This is a genomic window from Subtercola vilae, from assembly GCF_004923255.1.
GTDB classification, from domain to species: domain Bacteria; phylum Actinomycetota; class Actinomycetes; order Actinomycetales; family Microbacteriaceae; genus Subtercola; species Subtercola vilae.
This window is the reverse complement of sequence record NZ_QYRT01000018.1, coordinates 37,415-57,824: the sequence shown is the minus strand read 5'-3', so window position 1 is coordinate 57,824 and position 20,410 is coordinate 37,415. Positions and strand designations below refer to the sequence as shown.

21 protein-coding genes are annotated in these 20,410 nt (G+C 67.4%); 7 read left to right on the top strand and 14 right to left on the bottom strand.

Annotated elements, in window-relative coordinates; all coding sequences use genetic code 11:
- Nucleotides 1-100: 100 nt before the first annotated feature.
- The 5 genes from D4765_RS10745 to epsC are packed head-to-tail and all read left to right on the top strand — an operon-like array spanning nucleotide 101 to nucleotide 5,026.
- On the top strand, nucleotides 101-1,612 hold the full coding sequence (locus D4765_RS10745) for a 3-phosphoshikimate 1-carboxyvinyltransferase (protein ID WP_136642294.1): 1,512 nt from the start codon (nucleotides 101-103) through the stop codon (nucleotides 1,610-1,612).
- Nucleotides 1,609-2,667 carry a ribosome small subunit-dependent GTPase A gene (gene rsgA, locus D4765_RS10740; protein WP_136642293.1) on the top strand — a complete coding sequence of 353 codons (1,059 nt, stop codon included), beginning with the start codon at nucleotides 1,609-1,611 and terminating at the stop codon, nucleotides 2,665-2,667. The genes D4765_RS10745 and rsgA overlap by 4 nt, the downstream gene beginning before the upstream one ends.
- A gap of 9 nt (nucleotides 2,668-2,676) precedes the next feature.
- A complete protein-coding gene (locus D4765_RS10735; protein WP_136642292.1) occupies nucleotides 2,677-3,492 on the top strand; it encodes an inositol monophosphatase family protein in 816 nt (271 codons plus the stop codon).
- Nucleotides 3,493-3,548: 56 nt separating this feature from the next.
- A complete protein-coding gene (gene cysK, locus D4765_RS10730; protein ID WP_136642291.1) occupies nucleotides 3,549-4,484 on the top strand; it encodes a cysteine synthase A in 936 nt (311 codons plus the stop codon).
- 8 nt (nucleotides 4,485-4,492) lie between these two features.
- A complete protein-coding gene (gene epsC, locus D4765_RS10725; RefSeq protein WP_136642290.1) occupies nucleotides 4,493-5,026 on the top strand; it encodes a serine O-acetyltransferase EpsC in 534 nt (177 codons plus the stop codon).
- An 80-nt stretch (nucleotides 5,027-5,106) separates the two neighbouring features.
- On the opposite strand, the gene D4765_RS19360 is transcribed toward epsC, so the two are convergent.
- The 6 genes from D4765_RS19360 to D4765_RS10700 form a co-directional block, all read right to left on the bottom strand.
- On the bottom strand, nucleotides 5,107-5,268 hold the full coding sequence (locus tag D4765_RS19360; RefSeq protein ID WP_162849202.1) for a hypothetical protein: 162 nt from the start codon (nucleotides 5,266-5,268) through the stop codon (nucleotides 5,107-5,109).
- A 120-nt stretch (nucleotides 5,269-5,388) separates the two neighbouring features.
- Nucleotides 5,389-6,531: a cysteine desulfurase family protein gene (locus D4765_RS10720; RefSeq protein WP_136642289.1), complete on the bottom strand. Its 1,143-nt coding sequence runs from the start codon at nucleotides 6,529-6,531 to the stop codon at nucleotides 5,389-5,391.
- Nucleotides 6,528-7,367 carry a carboxylating nicotinate-nucleotide diphosphorylase gene (gene nadC / locus D4765_RS10715; protein ID WP_136642309.1) on the bottom strand — a complete coding sequence of 280 codons (840 nt, stop codon included), beginning with the start codon at nucleotides 7,365-7,367 and terminating at the stop codon, nucleotides 6,528-6,530. Before nadC ends, D4765_RS10720 begins: the two co-directional genes overlap by 4 nt.
- Nucleotides 7,368-7,498: 131 nt before the next feature.
- Entirely contained in the window at nucleotides 7,499-9,169 is a 1,671-nt protein-coding gene (gene nadB / locus D4765_RS10710; protein WP_237280381.1) for an L-aspartate oxidase, read from the bottom strand.
- Nucleotides 9,166-10,437, bottom strand: a complete 1,272-nt coding sequence (nadA, locus tag D4765_RS10705; RefSeq protein ID WP_136642288.1) for a quinolinate synthase NadA — start codon at nucleotides 10,435-10,437, stop codon at nucleotides 9,166-9,168. The genes nadB and nadA overlap by 4 nt, the downstream gene beginning before the upstream one ends.
- Entirely contained in the window at nucleotides 10,424-11,125 is a 702-nt protein-coding gene (locus D4765_RS10700) for an NUDIX hydrolase (RefSeq protein ID WP_237280380.1), read from the bottom strand. Before D4765_RS10700 ends, nadA begins: the two co-directional genes overlap by 14 nt.
- Before the next feature lie 322 nt (nucleotides 11,126-11,447).
- Here D4765_RS10700 and D4765_RS10695 point away from each other — a divergent pair, with 322 nt between their 5' ends.
- The gene (locus tag D4765_RS10695; protein ID WP_136642287.1) at nucleotides 11,448-11,780 is read left to right on the top strand and encodes a DUF7882 family protein; all 333 of its coding nucleotides are present in this window, start codon (nucleotides 11,448-11,450) and stop codon (nucleotides 11,778-11,780) included.
- Between the two features lie 13 nt (nucleotides 11,781-11,793).
- On the opposite strand, the gene D4765_RS10690 is transcribed toward D4765_RS10695, so the two are convergent.
- Nucleotides 11,794-12,726: an AraC family transcriptional regulator gene (locus D4765_RS10690; RefSeq protein ID WP_136642286.1), complete on the bottom strand. Its 933-nt coding sequence runs from the start codon at nucleotides 12,724-12,726 to the stop codon at nucleotides 11,794-11,796.
- A 207-nt stretch (nucleotides 12,727-12,933) separates the two neighbouring features.
- Between D4765_RS10690 and D4765_RS10685 the strand changes: the two genes are divergently transcribed.
- Entirely contained in the window at nucleotides 12,934-13,596 is a 663-nt protein-coding gene (locus D4765_RS10685) for a helix-turn-helix transcriptional regulator (RefSeq protein WP_161580416.1), read from the top strand.
- 82 nt (nucleotides 13,597-13,678) lie between these two features.
- On the opposite strand, the gene mftF is transcribed toward D4765_RS10685, so the two are convergent.
- The 7 genes from mftF to mftB all read right to left on the bottom strand — a co-directional run bounded on the left by mftF (nucleotide 13,679) and on the right by mftB (nucleotide 20,398).
- A complete protein-coding gene (mftF, locus tag D4765_RS10680) occupies nucleotides 13,679-15,166 on the bottom strand; it encodes a mycofactocin biosynthesis glycosyltransferase MftF (protein WP_201799288.1) in 1,488 nt (495 codons plus the stop codon).
- Nucleotides 15,167-15,170: 4 nt separating this feature from the next.
- Nucleotides 15,171-15,989 (bottom strand): mycofactocin biosynthesis peptidyl-dipeptidase MftE, encoded by an 819-nt coding sequence (gene mftE, locus D4765_RS10675; protein WP_237280379.1) that lies wholly within the window; start codon nucleotides 15,987-15,989, stop codon nucleotides 15,171-15,173.
- On the bottom strand, nucleotides 15,986-16,864 hold the full coding sequence (locus D4765_RS10670) for a vWA domain-containing protein (protein ID WP_201799287.1): 879 nt from the start codon (nucleotides 16,862-16,864) through the stop codon (nucleotides 15,986-15,988). The genes mftE and D4765_RS10670 overlap by 4 nt, the downstream gene beginning before the upstream one ends.
- A 108-nt stretch (nucleotides 16,865-16,972) precedes the next feature.
- Complete coding sequence (locus D4765_RS10665) at nucleotides 16,973-17,926, bottom strand: AAA family ATPase (protein WP_136642283.1); 954 nt, start codon at nucleotides 17,924-17,926, stop codon at nucleotides 16,973-16,975.
- On the bottom strand, nucleotides 17,923-18,759 hold the full coding sequence (locus tag D4765_RS10660; RefSeq protein WP_136642282.1) for a mycofactocin-coupled SDR family oxidoreductase: 837 nt from the start codon (nucleotides 18,757-18,759) through the stop codon (nucleotides 17,923-17,925). The genes D4765_RS10665 and D4765_RS10660 overlap by 4 nt, the downstream gene beginning before the upstream one ends.
- Nucleotides 18,760-18,836: 77 nt before the next feature.
- Entirely contained in the window at nucleotides 18,837-20,126 is a 1,290-nt protein-coding gene (gene mftC, locus D4765_RS10655) for a mycofactocin radical SAM maturase (protein WP_136642281.1), read from the bottom strand.
- The gene (gene mftB, locus D4765_RS10650; protein ID WP_136642280.1) at nucleotides 20,123-20,398 is read right to left on the bottom strand and encodes a mycofactocin biosynthesis chaperone MftB; all 276 of its coding nucleotides are present in this window, start codon (nucleotides 20,396-20,398) and stop codon (nucleotides 20,123-20,125) included. Before mftB ends, mftC begins: the two co-directional genes overlap by 4 nt.
- Between the last annotated feature and the right edge of the window lie 12 nt (nucleotides 20,399-20,410).

Below are 20,410 nucleotides of genomic sequence, written 5' to 3'. Positions count from 1 at the left end.
GGCCAGTCTACGATGCGGGCCACCCGGGGGCGGTCGAGCGTTGCCTGCACGTGCCACCTTCTTTCGAATCCTCATCAAACGTCGATACCCTAGACAACTGATGCTTATCTCCAGATATTCCGCACCCGACTTCAACCCGTACGGCGACACGTCGCCCACCGAGCCGAACCCCGACTGGGCTGCTCCGCGTGCGCACGGGCCTCTCGCCGCCACTGTCTCTCTGCCCGGGTCGAAGAGCTTGACGAACCGTGAGCTGGTGCTGTCGGCACTGGCGGATGCCCCTTCACGCCTCCGCTCGCCGCTGCACAGCCGAGACACGACCCTCATGGTCGAGGCGCTGCGCTCATTCGGTGTGAGTATCGAACCCGCACCGGCTTCTGGCCGCTTCGGTGTCGACTGGCTCATCACGCCGCCCGACGAGCTGCTCGGCAGTACCACGGTCGACTGCGGGCTGGCCGGCACGGTCATGCGCTTTCTGCCGCCTGTTGCCGCTCTGGCCCTCGGCCCCATCGTGTTCGACGGCGACGAGGGTGCGCGCAAACGGCCGATGGCCACGACTATCTCTTCTCTCGTCTCGCTCGGGGTCGACATCACTGCCGACGGTCGCACCAACCTGCCCTTCACCGTCTACGGCACCGGCTCGGTCGAGGGCGGCGAGATCACCATCGACGCCTCCTCCTCTTCGCAGTTCGTCTCGGGGCTGCTGCTCGCGGCCGCCCGGTTCGAGAAGGGCCTGCGACTCGTGCACGAGGGCTCGCGGCTGCCGAGCATGCCGCACATCGAGATGACCATCGTGGCGTTGGCCGCACGCGGAGTCACCGTCACGTCTGGCACCGTCACGTCTGGCACCGTGCCATCTGGCACCGTCGCATCTGGCACCGTCGAGACCGGCGCCGACGAGTCTGCCGCGCCCGCGTGGAGCGTCGAACCCGGCCCCATCGCAGGAGCCGAGGTGAGCATCGAACCCGACCTGTCGAACGCGGCACCGTTCCTGGCCGCCGCGCTGGTGGCGGGTGGCTCGGTGACGTTCACCGGCTGGCCCGAGAGCACCACGCAGGTGGGCGCCCGGTTGATCGACTTTCTTCCGCTGTACGGTGCGACAGTGACGCGCGAGGGCGACCGGGTGACGGTGACCGGGGGCGCGAGCATCCGGGGCATCGACCTCGACCTGAGCGAGGGCGGCGAACTGGCACCCGCACTGGTCGCGCTGGCGGCCCTGGCCGACTCGCCGAGCACCATCACGGGCATCGGGCACATCCGCCACCACGAGACCGACCGACTGGCGGCGCTGGCGACCGAGATCAACAGGTTGGGCGGCAAGGTGACCGAGCTCGACGACGGGCTGTACATCGAACCGCAGCCGCTGCACGGCGGTGTATGGCAGACGTACCTCGACCACCGCATGGCGCACGCGGGCGCCATCATCGGGCTGGCGGTCGACGATGTGATCGTGGAGAACATCGCCACAACCGCCAAGACGTTGCCCGAGTTCGCGGCGCTGTGGCTGCAGCTCGTGTCGGGTTCGTCGGCTGAGGCCTCGAGCGCGCTCGGTGGCGGCAGCGGCCGTGCTGGCCACAGCGTCGCGATCGATGCGGGCGGGCCGACTGCATGAGCTGGTGGTCTGACGGTGTCGACGACGAGCCCGACGAATTCGATGAATTCGACGAATCGAGCATCCGGATGCGGCCGAATCCGAAAGGCAACCGGCCGCGCACCAAGACCCGCCCCGAGCACAACGACGCCATCAAAGGCAGAGTGCTCTCCGTCGACCGCGGGCGATTCGGCGTGCTCGTGCGCGAGAACGCCGCCGACGAAGCGGTCATCACCGCCTCGCGCGCCCGCGAACTCGGCCGTCTCGGTATCGTCACCGGCGACACCGTCGAGCTGGTCGGCGACACGACCGGCGCCGACGGCAGCCTCGCCCGCGTGGTGCGGGTCGACGAGCGAAAGACCCTGCTGCGCCGCAGCGCCGATGACAGCGATGCGGTCGAACGCGTCATCGTGGCGAACGCAGACCAGATGCTCATCGTGGTGGCGGCCGCGAACCCCGAGCCGCGGGCGAACCTCATCGACCGCTACCTCGTGGCGGCGTTCGACGCCGGGCTCGCCCCGATTCTCTGCATCACCAAGACAGATGTGGCCGACCCCAGCGACTTTCTCACCCAGTTCGACTGCTTCGACCTCGAAATCATCTCGGGTGCCAAAGACGATTTCCCGCTGGACGCCCTGAAAGCCCTGCTCGTTGGCCACACCACTGTCACCGTCGGTCACTCGGGTGTTGGCAAGTCGACCCTGGTGAATGCCCTCGTTCCCGGCACTGACCGCGCCGTCGGGCGCGTGAACGACGTCACCGGTCGCGGGCGTCACACCTCCTCGTCGACGGTGTGCATCCGGGTGCGCGATGCCGATGGCGACCCGGGATGGATCATCGACACCCCCGGAGTGCGTTCGTTCGGGCTCGGGCACGTGAAGCCGGAGAATATCCTCCGTTCGTTCGCCAACTACGCCATTCCCGCGGCCACGCTGCCACGATCGGCCAAGGGCATCGAACTCAGCCAGGCCCACGACTGGGAGATCGTCGACCGCGTCTCGGGCGGTGAGCTCGGCGAGAGCGGCAAGGCCCGGCTCGAGTCGCTGCAGAAGATCATCACCACCCTCGAGAAGTAGGGTGGAACCGTGACCGACTACAGCCTCGCCGATGACCTCGCTCTCGCCCTCGACCTCGCCGACCGGGCCGACGCCATCTCGTTCGACCGGTTTCGCTCCCTCGACCTGGTGGTCGAGACGAAACCCGACCGTACCCCGGTGACCGACGCCGACAAAGCCGTCGAGCGGGCCATCCGCGACGGGCTCGACGCGGCCCGCCCGAACGATTCGGTGCTGGGTGAAGAGTTCGGCTCGAACGGTGAATCGGCCCGGCAGTGGATCATCGACCCGATCGACGGCACGGCCAACTTTCTCCGCGGCGTTCCGGTGTGGGGCACGCTGATCGCGCTGGTCATCGACGGGGTGCCAACAGTGGGTGTGGTGAGCTCTCCGGCCCTGCAGAAGCGTTGGTGGGCATCCCTCGGCGCAGGCGCCTGGATGACCGAGGCCGGCCCGAACGCCTCGACACCGCGCCGCCTGCAGACGTCGAAAGTGGCGTCATTGGCCGACGCCTCAATCAGCTACAACAGCCTCAAGGGCTGGAGCGAGGCGGGTCATCTGCCCGACCTGCTGCGACTCAGCGAGGCCGTGTGGCGCACCCGCGCGTACGGCGAGATGTGGGCGTACATGATGGTGGCCGAGGGCCTCGTCGATGTCGCGTGCGAGTACGACCTTCAGGCGTACGACGTGGCGGCGCTCATCCCGATCGTGCAGGAGGCCGGTGGCCGGTTCACGAGTGCGGCGGGCGGGGATGCCCTCTGGGCCGGTTCGGCGCTGGCCACGAACGGGCTGCTCCACACCGAGACTGAACATACGCTGAAAGGCACTCTGCCGAAGCTAGGCTGAGACCGGCACCGCGTGGTGCGGGCCGCGGTTCACGTCTTCAGATGGAGCATCCTGCAATGTCACACATTTACGACAACATCACCGACCTCGTCGGCCACACGCCGCTGGTTCGCATCAACCGGCTCACCGAGGGTATCGACACCACCGTTCTCGGAAAGCTCGAGTTCTACAACCCCGCGAACAGCGTCAAAGACCGCATCGGCGTCGCCATCATCGACGCGGCGGTCGCTGCCGGGGCGCTGAAGCCCGGCGGCACCATCGTCGAAGGCACCAGCGGCAACACCGGTATTGCCCTCGCCATGGTGGGCGCGGCACGCGGCTACAAGGTGATTCTGACCATGCCGGAGAGCATGAGCATGGAGCGCCGCGTTCTGCTCCGCGCGTACGGCGCCGAACTGGTGCTGACCCCCGGCCCCGATGGCATGCGGGGCGCTGTGGAGACGGCAGAGAAGATCGTCGCCGAGACAGAGGGCGCCGTTCTGGCCCGCCAGTTCGAGAACGCCGCGAACCCGGCCATCCACCGCGCGAGCACGGGCCCCGAGATCTGGGAGGACACCGACGGCGCCGTCGACATCTTCATCGCGGGTATCGGCACGGGCGGCACGATCACGGGTGTCGGCAACTACCTGAAAGAACAGAAACCGGGCATTCAGATCATCGGTGTCGAGCCGAAGGACTCCCCCATTCTGAACGGCGGCAAGCCGGGGCCGCACAAGATCCAGGGCATCGGCGCGAACTTCGTACCCGACATTCTCGACACCACCGTCTACGACGAGATCATCGACGTCACACTCGACGACTCCATTCGCGTCGCGCGCCAAATGGCTACTGACGAAGGCATTCTCGCCGGCATCTCATCGGGTGCCATCATGTGGGCCGCGCTCGAGGTCGCCAAGCGCCCCGAGAACGCGGGCAAGACCATCGTGGCCATCGTCTGCGACTTCGGCGAGCGGTACGTCTCGTCGGTGCTGTACGACGACATCCGCGGCTGAGATCGGGCGTGTCGTTCTTCTCCCGTGTCAGGGAAGACCTGGCCGTCGCACGCCTCCGCGACCCGGCAGCACGCTCGAAAGTCGAGGTTCTGCTGGGCTACTCGGGGCTGCACGCCCTGTGGATGCACCACCTCACTCACGCGATGTGGCAGCGTGAGGGGCTGAGACTGCCCGCCCGACTGCTCTCGCAGCTGACCCGCTTCGCCACCGGCGTCGAGATTCACCCGGGCGCGGTCATCGGCCGCCGTGTGTTCATCGACCACGGCATGGGTGTGGTCATCGGTGAGACGGCGAGGGTCGGCAACGATGTGCTGATCTACCACGGGGTCACCCTGGGCGGCATCGGCCCCATTGCGGGGCCGCGGCATCCGAGCATCGGCGACAACGTGCTGCTCGGCGCTGGCGCAAAACTGCTCGGGCCCATCACCATCGGCGAGGGCAGCGCCGTGGGTGCGAATGCGGTCGTGCTCATCGACGCCCCGCCGCACTCACTGGTCGTCGGGGTTCCGGCCACGGTCAGGCCGCGCACGCCCTCGGCCTAGTCTCGGCCTGGCCTGCCCCCGCAGAAACAAAGAAGCCCGGCACCGCAGAAAGCGGGCCGGGCTTCTTCAGCTATCGATGATCAGACTTTGCGCCCCGTGATGAAACGCAGCAGGAACACGATGAGGGCGATGACCAGCAGCACGACGCCCACCCAGATCAAGAAGCTCAACGACGACGAAACCCCGCCTGTGATGAGCAGAATAATCGCGATGATCGCGATGATCGCTACGAGAATGTTCATGGTGTTTTATCCCTCCCGAGATGGTTTTGCGGCTGTGGCCGCGCGCCAATTTTACCGGCGACGGCCCTCAGAGGCAGGGGACTTGCGCGCCCGGGAGGTTCTGTTGTAGGGCCGAAGACGTCAGCGAGCCAGCGAACGAACGGCACCCACTGCCGCCTCGACGGCTGTCGCAGCAGCAGCGAGATCGGCCTCGGTGCTCTCGCCGCCGAAGGTGAATCGCACGGCCGTCAGGGCCCTCTCCGGCGGGAATCCGGCCGCCAGCAGAACGTGCGAGGGCTCGTCGCTTCCCGCCGCGCACGCCGATCCGCTCGAGCACACAACGCCCGCCCGCTCGAGTTCGAGCAGCACAGCTTCGCCGCTGACGCCGTCGAAACAGAACGATGCGCTACCGGGCAGTCTGTGTACCGGATGCCCGGTGAGCTCGGCCTCGGGCACACGCCGCAGCACCTCACCGACGAACCCGTCGCGCAGCGCTGTCACCCGCGCGGCCTGTGTCTCGCGCTCCGCCGCTGCGAGGTCGAGGGCGAGCGCCAGCCCTACCGCCGCCGCGACATTCTCGGTTCCTGAACGGGCACCGCGCTCTTGCCCCCCACCGTGCATCAGAGGTTCGAGCGGTACGCGGCCGCGTACGAAGAGGGCCCCCACCCCTTTGGGCGCGCCGAGCTTGTGGCCGGAGAAACTCAGCGCATCGACACCGAGGGCGCGGGCATCCAGTGTCAGCCACCCGGCGGCCTGCACGGCGTCGGTGTGCAGCGGAACCTTCACCGCGCGCGCGATTGCGGCGAGCTCTGCCACGGGCTGGATGCTGCCGACCTCATTGTTCGCGTACATCACCGAGACCAGGGTGTCGTCACTGCTGAGGCGCGCAGCGAGCTCGTCTGGATCGACTCGACCGGTGTGATCGACACCGAGAAAGCTGATGCGAAAGCCGTGGTGTCGGCGCAGGTAGTCGCACGACTCGAGAACAGCTTCGTGCTCGATGGGCGTGGTGATGATGTGGCGACCCCGCGGTGCCCCGAGGGCGATGCCCTTGACGGCGAGGTTGTCGGCCTCGGTGCCCCCCGAAGTGAACGTGACCTCGCTGGCGCGGGCGCCGAGGTGACGGGCCACACGGGCCCGGGCATCCGCGAGCGCCCGTGCCGCCCGTTCACCCAACGAATGCGTGCTCGACGGGTTGCCGAAGTCGCCCGTGAGGTAGGGCCACATCGCCTCGAGCACCTCGCGGCGAACGGGCGTGGTGGCGGCCGCGTCGAGGTAGATCACGGTGTGGTCGTGCGAGCTGTCGTGAGCGTCACATCGAGCCCGAGGTCGAGCGAACGCACGCTGTGGGTGAGGGCGCCGACCGAGATGATGTCGACGCCGGTCTCGGCGATGGCGCGCACGGTGTCGAGGTTCACCGATCCGCTGGCCTCCACGAGCGCGCGGCCGGCTACCTGCGCGACACCGGTGCGCAGGTCGGCGAGGCTGAAGTTGTCGAGCATGATGGTGTCGACCCGCGCGGCGAGCACGGGCTCGATCTGGTCGAGGCGGTCGACCTCGGCTTCGAGGTGGGTGGTGTGCGAGAGGGCGGCGCGAACGTCGAGCAGGGCATCCGTCAGCGAACGCCGACCGTCGGCCGTGATCACGGCGAGGTGGTTGTCTTTGGCCATCACCGCGTCAGAGAGCGAGAAGCGGTGATTGTGGCCGCCGCCGGAGCGCACGGCGTGGCGTTCGAACGCGCGAAGGCCCGGGGTGGTCTTGCGCGTATCGACGATGCGGGCACGGGTTCCGGCGGTGAGGGCGACGAACTGTGCAGTGAGGGTGGCGACGCCCGAGAGGCGTTGCACGAAGTTGAGGGCGACGCGCTCTGACTGCAGAACCGAGCGGGCGGGGCCGGCCACTGAGGCAAGAACGTGGCCCGCCTCGAACGATTCACCGTCGTCGACGCGCAGTTCGACTGTGACCGACGGGTCGATCAGGCCGAACGCCGCGGCGAACACGGCTCCCCCACTGAACACACCCGGCTCCCGGGCCACCAAGTCAGCGGTGGCGGTGGCGTCGGCCGGAATCAGCGTCTGTGAGGTGATGTCCCCCCACGGGGCGTCTTCGTAGAGGGCCATGCTCACGACCTGATCGATGAGCTGAGGGGTGAGGGTATTGGCCACGAGTGCTGGATTCGCGGCGAGCGCGGGGGTGGCAGCGAAGGCGTTGGGGCTGGTGGCGCTGCTGGCGAGGGGGTTCACTGGGGGGTTCACGTGGGAAGCGCGGCCTTTCGGGCGGAGATTTGGTGGTGGTGAAAGAGAGTCGATGTCTCAGGGAAGTCGGAACGGTAGTGCGCCCCCCGTGACTCTTCGCGCTGCCGTGCGGCGGCGGCGATGAGCCTGGCCAACAGCAGCAGGTTGCGGTCTTCGAGGGCGGTGATCGTTTCGGCCGGTGTGGCGTCGCAGGCCGTCTGCCAGCGCGCGAACTGCGCCTGGGCCGCGCTGAGGGTTGCGGCATCGCGGTAGACGCCCACGGCGTTCCACATCAGCTGTTGCAGCGCCGCGCGGCTGAACTTCGCGTCATCTGAGGCGTCACCGGAGGCGTCATCTGAACGATCAGTTGGCAGACCCGAATCCGGCGCATCACCGAGCGCACGCACGTGCCACGCCGAGTCGCCCTCGGCGTCGGCCGCGACATCCGGCCACCCCTCGGTCACAAACCTCGCGGCACCAGCACCAGCATGCCCTTGCAGCACGGCGACGGCCCGCCACGCGAACACAACCGACTCGAGCAGCGAGTTCGACGCGAGCCGGTTGGCGCCGTGCACCCCCGTGCAGGCCACCTCACCCACCGCGAACAGCCCGGGAACGGTGCTGCGCCCCCAGTCGTCGGTGAGCACCCCGCCCATCCAGTAGTGCGCCGCCGGCGTCACCGCGATGGGCTCCCGCCCCCAGTCGAGCCCGTTGGCCCGGCACGCCTGGCTGATGCTCGGAAACCTGCGTTCGAGAAACTCTGCCCCGAGCTCTGTGGCGTCGAGCAGCACTGGCGCGCCGCCCTGCTTCGCCATCTGCTCGGCGATGGCCCGGGCGACGACGTCTCGGGGTGCCAGTTCGGCATCCGGATGCACGCCCACCATGAACCTCGCCCCGTCGGCCCCGCGCAGCACCGCTCCCTCACCGCGCACCGCCTCTGACACCAGAAAGTTGCCCGGAACGGCCAGCGACGTGGGGTGGAACTGGTAGAACTCCACATCGGCGAGCTCTGCACCGGCCCGGTAAGCCGCTGCAACCCCGTCGCCCGTGGTGACCGCGGGGTTCGTCGTGTGGGCGTAGAGCTGCCCGGCGCCCCCGCTGGCCAGCACCACGGCGTCGGCGAGCACAGTGATCGTACCCGCCACACCGCAGGCGGCAGCCGAAACGACCTCCACCCCCACCACGCGGCCCGACTCGTCGACCACCAGGTCGTTCACGAACGTGTTCTCGAGCACCCGCGCCGCCGTGGTTCGCACCGCCCGCACGAGCGCGCGCTCGATGGCCGAACCGGTGGCGTCTCCCCCGGCGTGCAGAATGCGCGCCGACGCGTGCGCCGCCTCGAGCCCCCGCGCGAGTTCTCCTCCGGGCACCCGATCGAACTCCACCCCGAGCCGGATGAGGTCGCGAATACGCTCGGGCCCCTCAGCGCAGAGCGCCTCGACGGCCGACAACCGGTTGAGGCCCGCCCCCGCCACCAGCGTGTCAGCAATGTGCGACGCCACGCTGTCATCGTCGAACATCGCTGCGGCGATACCGCCCTGGGCATACCGGGTGTTGCTCTCGCCGAGCTCGGCCTTGGTGATGAGCGTCACGTCGTGCGTGCTGCTCGCCGCAATGGCGACGATCAGCCCCGCAATGCCGCTTCCCACCACCACCAGGCACGGGCGTGCCGGCACCTGCTCGGTCACGGGCGTGCCGCCAGCATTCTCTCGAGCGCCACGCGTGCCGGCACCGATACCTCGTCGCCGACCGTGATCTGGTTGAGAACCTCGCCGCGTACGAAGGCCTCGAGCACCCAGGCGAGATAGCCCGGGTGAATGCGGTACATGGTCGAACACGGGCAGATCACCGGGTCGAGGCAGAAGATCGTGTGCTCGGGGTGCTCGGCCTGCAACCGTTGCACCATGTTGATCTCCGTGCCGATGGCGAACACCTGCCCGGGCTCCGCCGCCTCGATGGCCTTCTTGATGTAGTCGGTCGACCCCGCTTCGTCGGCCGCATCGACGACGGGCATCGGGCACTCGGGGTGCACGATGACACGAACGCCCGGGTACTGGGCGCGAGCCTGTTCGATCTGGGCGACTGTGAAACGTTTGTGCACCGAGCAGAACCCGTGCCACAGGATGACCTGGGCATCCTGAATCGTCTCGATGTCATTGCCGCCGAGGGGCTTCTGCGGGTTCCACATGGGCATGCGTTCGAGCGGCACCCCCATGGCCTTCGCCGTGTTGCGACCGAGGTGCTGGTCAGGAAAGAAGAGCACGCGCTGCCCACGCTCGAACGCCCACTCGAGCACGGTGGCCGCGTTCGACGACGTGCAGACGATACCGCCGTGCTCGCCGCAGAACCCCTTGAGCGCCGCCGACGAGTTCATGTAGGTCACCAGGATGACCGGCACCCGCCCGCTCGCATCGGGCTCGGTGCCGTACAGCTCTTCGAGCGCCTCCCAGCACTCGGTCACCGAGTCGATGTCGGCCATGTCGGCCATCGAGCAGCCCGCGGCGAGGTTCGGCAGAATGACCGACTGGTTCGGGCCCGAGAGCATGTCGGCGGTCTCGGCCATGAAGTGCACGCCGCAGAACACGATGGCCTCAGCCGCCGGGCGATCGCGGGCGGCCTGGGCCAGCTGAAAGGAGTCACCCACGAAGTCGGCGTACTGCACGACCTCGTCGCGCTGGTAGAAGTGGCCGAGAATGACCAGTCGATCGCCGAGGGTCGCCTTGGCCGCACGGATGCGACCATCGAGTTCTGCTGCGCTGGCCGTTCGGTACTCGGCCGGAATCTCACCCTGGCGGGGGGTGGAGACCGGAGCCACGTCGGCCATCGACGAGCCCGGGCCATAAGCGGGCACCGGCACCCGATCGAAGTTCCACGGCGAGTCTTTCAGCGCCGGGCTGCAACTGGTGACCTTCGAACCCGGGCGGATGAGCTGAATGGTGGTGTCAACGGAGGGCATGTGGTGCTCCTTGCTCGGGCAGCGGGCCGTTCTCGGCCAGGTCGATCGACTCGTTGGTGCGGTAGAGGCGCGGTGGCCGGTGTCGGCCGCCCGCGAGGTATTCGTCGGTGGCGACGATCGATTGGCCTGCCTCGATCTGTCGCCTGAAATTGGCAGGGTCGAGGGGGCGGCGGAGTACGGCTTCGTACACCTCGCGCAACTGGGCGAGGGTGAAGCGTTCACCCAGAAAAGCGTGAGCGATACGGCTGTACTCCATCTTGTTGCGCAGCCGCCAGAGGGCGTATTCGACGATGGTGTTGTGGTCGAACGCGAGCTCCGGCAGCTCGTCGGCTGAGAACCACCGCACATTCTCGCCCTCGGTGGCCTGCTCGGCCTCGTCGGGCCGCACCAATGCCCAGTAGACGACCGAGACCACGCGCTGGCTCGGCGAACGGTCGACGGTACCGAACGCGTAGAGCTGTTCGAGATAGCGCGGGGTCAGACCCGTGGTCTGCTGCAGGGTTCTGGCGGCCGAGTCAGCGAGGCTCTCGTTGGCGCCGAGTGGGCCACCCGGCAGCGCCCACTGCCCTTCGAATGGCTCGCGGATGCGGCGCACGAGCGGCAGCCAGAGAGTCGACCCGGCTCGCAGCGAGAAGATCACCGTCGAGACGGCGAGCTGCGCCACCGGGGTGGCGATCGTTGTGTTCACAGGGCTGATTTCGAGTAAAGGTGTAAATGACTTGAACTAAGAATACACCACACATTAGAGCAACGACAAACACGCGTCAAGGCCCTATGGCCAGCTTGTCACTGCCGGTAATCGGGTGGATAGTTTGGTCTTGACGCAGCCGTCTCTCCCCCACGAAGACGCTGCTGTCGGAATTCCCGAACGATTCACACGCGAGTTCTGACGCTGTGGGTTGCTCGAATTCCTGTGGTCTGGCTTCCGACAATCGGGTAATCCGAAGTCAGACCACCCTTATGTCCCACAGCCACGTATTCTGAGATGCATCTGAGAGGCAGGGAGTTCAATGGGAAAGCTTGTCTATGGCGATTCGGGTACCGAAATCGAATTCGACGATCGCGTTCTGACCCATCTGCAGATCGTCATCGGTGCGAAGCTGCGGCGTCGCGAGAGTTTCTTCTTCTCGTGGAAAGATGACCCCGCCGTGGGCGACGGGCGCAGCAGCATCTGGCTCGACTCATCTGTGCCGCTGTATTTTCGCTACTCCGCCAGCAAGGTACCGGTCATCAACCGCGAATGGATCACGGTCATGACCTCGTCGGCCAACAGCGGTGCAGGCCTGACTTTCATCGAAGAGCCCGGCGAAAAGTCGACCCCTCTGCCCAAATCGCAGGCCTGAGCCGAACCCGCAACTACTTCGGTTGCGGCAGGATGCCCGGCACCACCTCGCGCGGCGTGACGCCGTAGTTCGCTCGCAGCGCGAAGCGCAGCTCTTTCACACTCGAGAACCCGGATTGCAGTGCGATGGTACCCACCGAGTGAGGAGACGCTGAGGTCAGCGCGCGGAGGGCTATCTCGAGTCGTCGCAGCCGAATGGCTTCCGCTGGCCCCACGCCGCTTGCACTGAAACTGCGCTGCAGATGCCGCAGCGACACGTTGAGCTGGTTGGCCAGCTGCTGGGGTGTGAACAGCGGATCAGAGGCCTGGCGTGCAATGAGCGCGTCGGCGCGCGCCTTCAGCCCCGAGGTGAGCAGTGCCGAATCCATGCGATAGCCGGCGTCTTCGAGAAACAGCCCGGCCATCAGCTGCGTCAGCACTGTGGAGGTGGGGGATTCAGCTGTCTCGGTGCAGGCCGTGACCGGAGCATTCACCTCGTGCATCAACGCGAGCACGAACGACAGGGAGGGGCCCCGCAGCCGCGCGCCGATCCTGAAACCGCCCAGCTGACCCTGAACCTGCACTCCTTGGTTGGCAAGACGCTCGCGGTGCAGGGTGACCATGGCCACCCGGGAGAGCACGGGGTTCTCGCCGGTGACCGCGTTCCAGCCGCGCATGAAGCCGACCTCGCCGGAGTCGAAGTGCAGCCGCTCACCCCTGTCGAACAGGTCGTACCGCCCATTTCGCACGAATACCACGCTGATGTAGTCGTGCTGCTCCGGCTCGTCGCTCGAGGGGGTGACTCTCGCGGGCGTCTGCGCCACGTCAGAGACGGCGACGTCGGCAAAATTCCAGCGGCGCCCCTCTGAACGATACGTCTGCGCGTTTTCGGGCACGATGTTGTTCGGCCCAGAACGCAAGCCGTCGACGCCCTGCCACGACCACGCCGAAGTTTCAGTAAAACCCATGTGCTGCTCCCTTGTTCTCACCCCACGTTCGAACAATGGGCCTGCGAACCCAGTGGGTACAGGTTACCCCGTGCGTCACGTTTGCGACAGAATGCGACGAAGCTCTCTCACTGCCCTCCAGTAGGCCCGCCACGCGCTGACACTTTAGCCAACCGCATGCGAGCCGAGCACCCGCAGAAGTTCACCTGCGGGGTGGGGAGTCTGGCTGTGAATTCGAATCGTTCTCTGTGCGTTCTCGACGATCGTTCGATACTGGTCGAGGGCATCACGGCTGTTGCGCGGTATACGTACCCGGGCCTCGTGCTGCGGATCGGCCCGGTGAATCCGGTCAGCCCGAAGTCCGATGTCGCGGTTCTGGGCGGCACGGTGCTGAGTTCGTGCCCGCTCTCGGCCGAGTTTGCAGCCCTGGTGGGCCACGCCAGCACCATCATCGCGTTGGTCGACAAGACCTCGATCACCCACATCGACGACCTGCGCCTCGCCGGCGTCGACGTGTTCGTCTCGGTCACCGAAGGCCTCACCGAGTTGCTTCGAGCGATCGACCAGGCCTTCACCGGGCAGGCGTACGTGTCACCGGATGCGCGGGGGTTGTTCGAACGGCCCACACCGTCTACTCCCCGCGTGAGCCCACGCGAACGCGAGATAGTAGCGCTCTACCTGTCGGAGAACGACTGGAGCGTCGACGACGTGGCTGCGATGCTGCACATCAGCTCGCAGACCGTTCGGTCGCACCTCGCCCGGCTTCGCAGCCACTTCAGCGCAGCCGGCCACCGCGTTCACAATCGGCTCGAGCTGCGCCAGACACTGCTCGGCCTCGGCCTTCTGCAGATCGACGAGCTCGAGGCCGCCCCGCAGCTTCTCGCCGGCTGAGTCGCAGGGCTACGAAGCGCCTGTCGCCCGCGCCGGTCACCGCGCGCTGGCCACTCCGCGCCGGTCACCCCGCGCCGGCCGCTCACTGTTCCCGACGGCGGCGGAGGTCGGGCAGCAGCGCGCCCAGCGACCGGCCGCGGAGCGCGCTGAACCACACTCCGGCCCCGTACGCCAGATCGTCGAGCCTGCGCGCAATGCCGAACCGAACCGGGTCGAGCAACCGGCTCTGGGCTCCTGACAGGGGCGGCGCGGCCAGCACAGTGCGCCGGTACTCGATCACCACATCGATGACGGCCGCCACTGCTGCCGCGCGGCGCACCCGCGGTGAGAGCACCCCCGCCAGCACCGTCACCGGCCACCAGTGCCGCAGCAGCAGCGCCATTGCCTGAGTCAGCGCCGCGAGCGAACCCGTCACGGTCAGAGTGCCGGCGAGCCGGTAGGGGTGATCGCTCTTCGTCACCTTCTCTGCGATCCGAACCGCCGTGAACCCCATCAGTACGAGTGCGGCCGGCAGCGACCAGCGGCGCTGGGCAACGACCGCGACGACGAGCAGAGCGCTCCAGGGCGCCAGAATCACCGGCGCGATGTCGCGGGGGTGACGCCGGCCGAGCTCGAGTGATCCGGTTCCGTAGACGGCCTTGCGGAGCATCCAGTCGCCCAGCGTCACCCGATGCTCGTGCCGCACTTCGGCCGCCGGCTCGTACCGGATGCGCCAACCCCGCTCGGCCAGACGCCAGACGAGGTCGACATCTTCACCCACCCGCAGCCCGTCGCTGAACCCGCCGCCGAGTGCGTCGACCCGGGCCACCAGGCACGCACTCGGAACCCACGACACAGGAGCTCGAGGCCGCACAATGCCCGCGTGCACGCCCAAGTCAAGCGAGGAGCGAGCCTCTTCATACCGTGCGATCCACCCAGTGCCGGGTTCTGCCGCCTCGAGCGCCAGCACACGCGGCGAGGCCAACGCAACGCGGGGGTCGGCGAAGTGCCTCAGCAGGGTCTTGATCGCACCCGGCTCGAGCACGATATCCGAGTCGACAAAGGCCACGAACGGGGTCGTGACGGCGGCGAGCCCCGCATTGCGCGCCCCGCCGGGCCCCACATTGACCTCGAGTCGCACCAGTGTTGCTCCGTGCTCTTCGGCAACAGCCCGCACGGGCTCCGGATGCTCGGAGCAGTCGTCGACCACAATCACCCTGCTGCCCGCCGGAATGCTGCCCAGCAGCCGCCCGAGCGCATCGGCTCGCTCGTGTGCAGGCACCACATATGTCAGCTGCTCCTCATCGGCCGGCGCCAGGCTGCCCACCACAGGGTCGGCCATCCCCGTTTCGAGCAGTCGATCGGCGAGGGCGCGCGTCGTGTCGTCAACGACGGTGAGCGCATCACCGGCCAAGAGTCGCCGAGCCACCGACGTGAGGTAGAGCACCCGCGTGGGCGCCCCGCCCACCAGCGTTCGCCCACCATCGCGCACCCGCACCAACCGGTTCAGCCGCACTACGAACCCGTTCGGCAACCGACTCGCCGGGGGCCGGATGCCCTCGCCACCGTTCTGGTCATGCGAGTCGGTCACGGCGTCACTCAAGGCGACCCCGGTTTGTGGGTGTTGCGCGGTCGATCAGATCGTGAGCGGTCGCTACGATCGCTGCGAACAGCCGCGCGCCCTCAGCCGCGTCGGCACCAGCGGGGTCACCCAGAATGCCGTTGGGCGACACGGCCGCCACTCCCCCGACGGCGAGCGCGGCCATGATGCTGGCGAGCGGCAGAGTCACACCGGCCTCCGCACGGTCGAGGTGAACGAGTTCGGGTGCGAGGTGCAGCAGGAGTGACGTCTCAACACGGCCCGCGTGGGTGTCGGTGCCGGGCGCCGGCAGAGCTGTCGCACAGGGCAGCCAGGCCACGTCGTGCCCTTCGGATCGCAGTTGCACCACCGCGCCCACGAGTGCGGCGACGTTGCCGCCGTGGCCATTCACGAACACCACGCGGCCGGCCCACGTCGACAGCGAGCGCACCAGTTCGACGAGTACGAACCGCAGGGCATCCGTGCCGATCGAGACGGTTCCGGCGAACGACTGGTGCTCGCCGCTCGAACCGAAGTGCAGAGTCGGCGCCACGACCACCGCGGTGGCTGCCGCCGCCGACAGCGAATGCGCCACAGCGTGCGCGACCCTCGTGGCGATGATGCTGTCGGTACTGAGGGGCAGGTGCGGGCCGTGCTGCTCTGTCGACCCCAGGGGCACGAGAACGAGCGAGCCGCGATTGACCGCCGGCGAGACCGCGCCGGCCAGATCAGCCGGGGCGAGATTCGCCGATGCACTGCCGCTGTTCACCTTCTCCGAATGCACCGGCGCTGGGCCGACTGGCGGCACGATACCCACCCCTGGTTTGGTGCTCACGTGCTGAATATACTGCTCAGCGCCGGCGCGACGTCGCGGTGGGTCTTCACGAGGCGGGCGCGGCCCCGCCCGAGGGCGGCGAGTTCGCGGCCGAGCTCGGCGTCGTGCTCACCGCTGGTGTCGATGAGCACATCGAGACGGGGCAGCCGCCCCGCGAACAAGCGGGGGTCTGGCCCGGCGTTGTGTACGCAGTCGGAGAGCAGCACCACGCGGGCATCCCGTGCCGGAATCCGCGCGAGCTGGCGCGCCGCGAGCTCAAGCGGAAACGCTACGTTCGTGAGCCCACGCGCGGGCAGCCGCAGTATCGAGTCGAGCAACTCGAGCGGCTTGATCTCGTGGCCGAGGTTCAACACAATGGCCGCGTCAGACCAGAAGGCGATCACCGCGAGCGCGTCGTGCTGCAGCTCAGCGGCGAGCGCGCCGACAGTTGCCGCGGCCGTCTGCACCCGCTCGCCTTTCATCGACCCCGACACATCGACCGCCAGCACGACAGAACGCCTCGTTCTGATGCGGTCGCGCACGATGATGTCTTCGTCTTCGGGCACCGGCCGCTCGGCCAGCATTTCGATGGTGCGGTCGAGGTCGATCTCGTCTGACCCGCCACGATAGGGCATGCTCGCGAGGGTTCCTGAGCCACGATGCGCGGCCGAATCGCTGCGCGGCCGGGGTACCGCGAGTCGCGTGGCGATCTGCTGGGCACGGGCGCGCACGAGCTGGTCGACGGGCGTCTCGCCGATCTCGGCGGCGACGAGCGTGCCCTCTTCGTCGGTGAAGCCCGGGGCCGCCCTGCCGCGCGTCGTGCTCGACGAAGCAGTCTTCGCGGCCCCCTGGGCGCGCAGCACCATTGCATTGCTGCCGGCACCCGCGTCGAACACCGTGGGGTCTTCGGTGAGCTGCTTGGGCTTGCGGCGCAGTGGCCGCAGCGCTGTGGTCGTTCGCCGGTCAGCTTTTCGGCTGAGCGGTGATTCGGCCTCGATCTCCCTTCAGCCGGGCGCGGCGGCCGCCGGCTCGAGAATGAAGTGGTCTTCCCAGATCTCCCGCAGCACCTGTTCGGGTGTCGCCTCGATGGCTTCGTCGAGGTGGATTCGCCCTGAGAGCGACACGACCATGGCGTCGTAGACGAGTTCGCGGTAGGCCTGCTCGGCGTCGACATCGCCGCCCCGCGCATTCCCGCCAGCGCCAGCAGCATCGATGCCACGCAGTTCGCCGAGCTGCAGCGCCACGAGAACACAGTCGATGGCTCCGCGAACACTCGAACCCTGCCGAACATCCGGATGCCCGCGTGTTGCCCTCGTCACAGCCACCGCGTCGGCGATGAGCCTCGAACCGAGCCCGGTGCCCTCGTTGCGCGCAGTCACCGTTCGCAGCGACACGATTCCGCGTTCGGCTGCGGCGTCTTGGTAGTCGACGGCCAGCCTGTTCAGCCGGTCGTGCACACTCGTAGAGAGGCGCGTGGTACCCACGTTGTCGTAGGGGTTCATCGAGGCGATCACCCGGAAGGTGGGGGCTGCCACGATGGTACCCACGCGTGGAATGGAGATCGAGCGGTCGGCCATGGCGGTGAGGAGGGTGTTCAGGGTGTCTTCGGGGGCGCGGTTGAACTCCTCGATGTAGAGAAACCCACCATCGCGCATCGCCTCGACCAACGGGCCGGGCACGAAGTTGTCGGCGCTGTAGTCTTCCCGCAGCACGCGGGCCGGGTTGTGGTGCCCCACGAGCTTCGCGGGGGTCAAATCGGCGTTGCCCTCGACGAACAGCAGCGGAATGCCCCACTCCGAGGTGATCGCCTTCAGCATGGTGGTCTTACTCGTACCGGGCGGCCCCTCGAGCACGATGTCGCGCCCGGCCGCGACGGCCGCGAGCGTGAGTTCGAGCTCACGTTCGCGGCCGACGAGGTGCGAGGCGACCCTCGCCCGCGTGTCTCTGACGAGACTCACTTCAGCAGTTCTCCGGCGTCGACGGGCAGAGTGATTCCGGTGACGTAGCGCGACTCGTCTGAGGCGAGCCAGAGCACCGCGTTCGAGATGTCGACCGGCTCGACCCACGGAATGGGCAGGGTGTTCATGGTCTGAAACCGTGGCGCCAGCACTTCGGCCGTGCGCTCTTCGGGCGCCAAGTCGGGTGCGAACAACTCATAGGTCGCCGCGTTCTGAATCATGTCGGTGTTCACCGAGGTCGGGTGCACCGAGTTGACCCTGATGAAGTCGGGCGCCAACTCGAGCGCAAGGGTGCGCATGAGCCCCACCACCCCGTGCTTGGCCGCAACGTAGTGGCCGATGTTCGGTATGGCCTCGAGCCCGGCCGTCGAACTGGTCAGGATGATCGAGCCTCCCCTGCCCCCGGCCTTGATGTGCGGGATCGCCGCCTTCACCGTCTTCCACACTCCCGTGAGGTTGACCGCGATCATGTCGTCGAACAGCTCGTCAGAGAGTTCTTCCATGGTGCCGAAGCTGAAGATTCCGGCGTTGGCACTGACGATGTCGAGGCGGCCGAGCTCAGCCACTCCCTTGTCGACGGCTGCTTTGACCGCGCCGAAGTCACGAACATCGGCCTGCGTGGCCACGATTCGCCGGTCGAGGGCTTCGATCTGGCGAATGGTCTCGGCAAGGTCATCCGGAGTCGACATGGCGTACGGAACACTGCCGATCTGGCCACAGATGTCGACCGCGATGATGTCGGCACCCTCTTGGGCGAGCCGCAATGCGTGGCTTCGACCCTGACCCCGGGCGGCCCCGGAGACAAACGCTACTTTTCCTTCTACACGCCCCATTGCGTGCACCTTCTCTCGCATTTCTTTACGACGGGCAGACGTCTGCTGCCCGAAGCTTGTGCCACGCGGCGCTCGGATCAGGGCCGAAAACCCGCCAGCGGATTGTCTTCGCACGCGCTGACGGGTGGGGATTCGGGCCGGCGCAGCGACAGGGTGAGGCTCACCGGGCGCGAACCCGCGCTTCGGGGCTCTCGCGGAATGCGGTGCGAGTGATCGCCGTCGGGCTTCGGAATGGAGTCGACCTCTTTGCGTTTCGTGAGCGCGTCTTCGCCGAAGCCGCGCACGCATTCGGGGTCGGGCCCGTCGAGCGGCAGGCCGGTGAAGAACTTCGCTGCCATGCAGCCCCCGCGGCAGGTGTCGAAGAACCCGCACGAGGTGCAGGCGCCGCCGGTCTGCGGGGTGCGGAGCTTCTGAAAGAGGTCGGAGTGCCGCCAGACCTGCTGAAAGCCGCCCTCCGAGCGCACATTGCCGGCGAGAAAGTCGTCGTGAATCGCGAAAGGGCAGGCATACACGTCGCCGACGGGGTCGATGAGGCACACAACGCGGCCCGCGCCGCAGAGGTTCAGGCCGGGAAGAGCCTCACCGTACGCCGAGAGGTGAAAGAACGAATCGCCCGTGAGCACGTTGTCGCCGTGCGCGACCAGCCAGTCGTAGAGGCCCCGCTGCTGGCTCGCCAGGGGGTGCAGTTCTTCCCACACATCGGCGCCGCGACCGGATGGCCGCAGCCGGGTCAGTCGCAACTGCGCTTTGTATTTGTCGGCGATGGCCTTGAACTCGTCGAGCTGCGGCAGGTTCTGGCGGGTGCAGACCACCGAGATCTTGAAGTTTTCGAACCCCGCGTCGAACAGGTTCTGCATGGCCCGCATGGCCGTGTCGTACGACCCCGGGCCGCGCACGTGGTCGTTGACTTCGGCAGTGGCTCCGTCGAGCGAGATCTGCACGTCGACGTAGTCGCTGTCGACCAGCCGCTGGGCGACCTCGGGAGTGATCTTCACGCCGTTCGTCGAGAACTTGACGCCGACATGGTGTTCGGAGGCGTAGTCGACGAGCTCCCAGAAGTCGGGGCGAACCGTGGGCTCGCCGCCGCCGATGTTCACGTAGAACACCTGCATACGTTCGAGCTCGTCAATGACGGCCTTGCACTCGTCGGTGGTCAGCTCGCGCGGGTCGCGGCGGCCCGAACTCGACAGGCAGTGCACACACGAGAGGTTGCAGGCGTAGGTCAGCTCCCAGGTCAGGCAGATGGGTGAGTCGAGGCCGTATTCGAACAGGTCGACGAGACGGCCAGGCTTCGGCGGTGCGGCCGCGGTGCCGGCGGGAGCGCCGAAGGCAGAACGGGCATTCGGTCGGGATTCAAGAATGGTCACGATGCCCTCTCGACGAGCATTGACGAAGCAAGGAGGGTGCCGAGGGCCTGCTGGTAGCGGGGCAGGTCGGCTGCACTGATACCGGCGCCGGTGCACGCGTCGCGGGCGCTGGGAGCAGCAGAGAGCGACTGCACGACGCTCAGCAGGGTGCGGTCTTTCAGGAACGAGAGCTTTCGGGTGCCGAAGTGGTAGAGCAGGGCACCGAACGGCTCGGGTCTCACCGACACCTGGGGATGCAGATCCCATGCGGTGTCGAGATCGAGCGTGACCATCTCAGCGGCTTA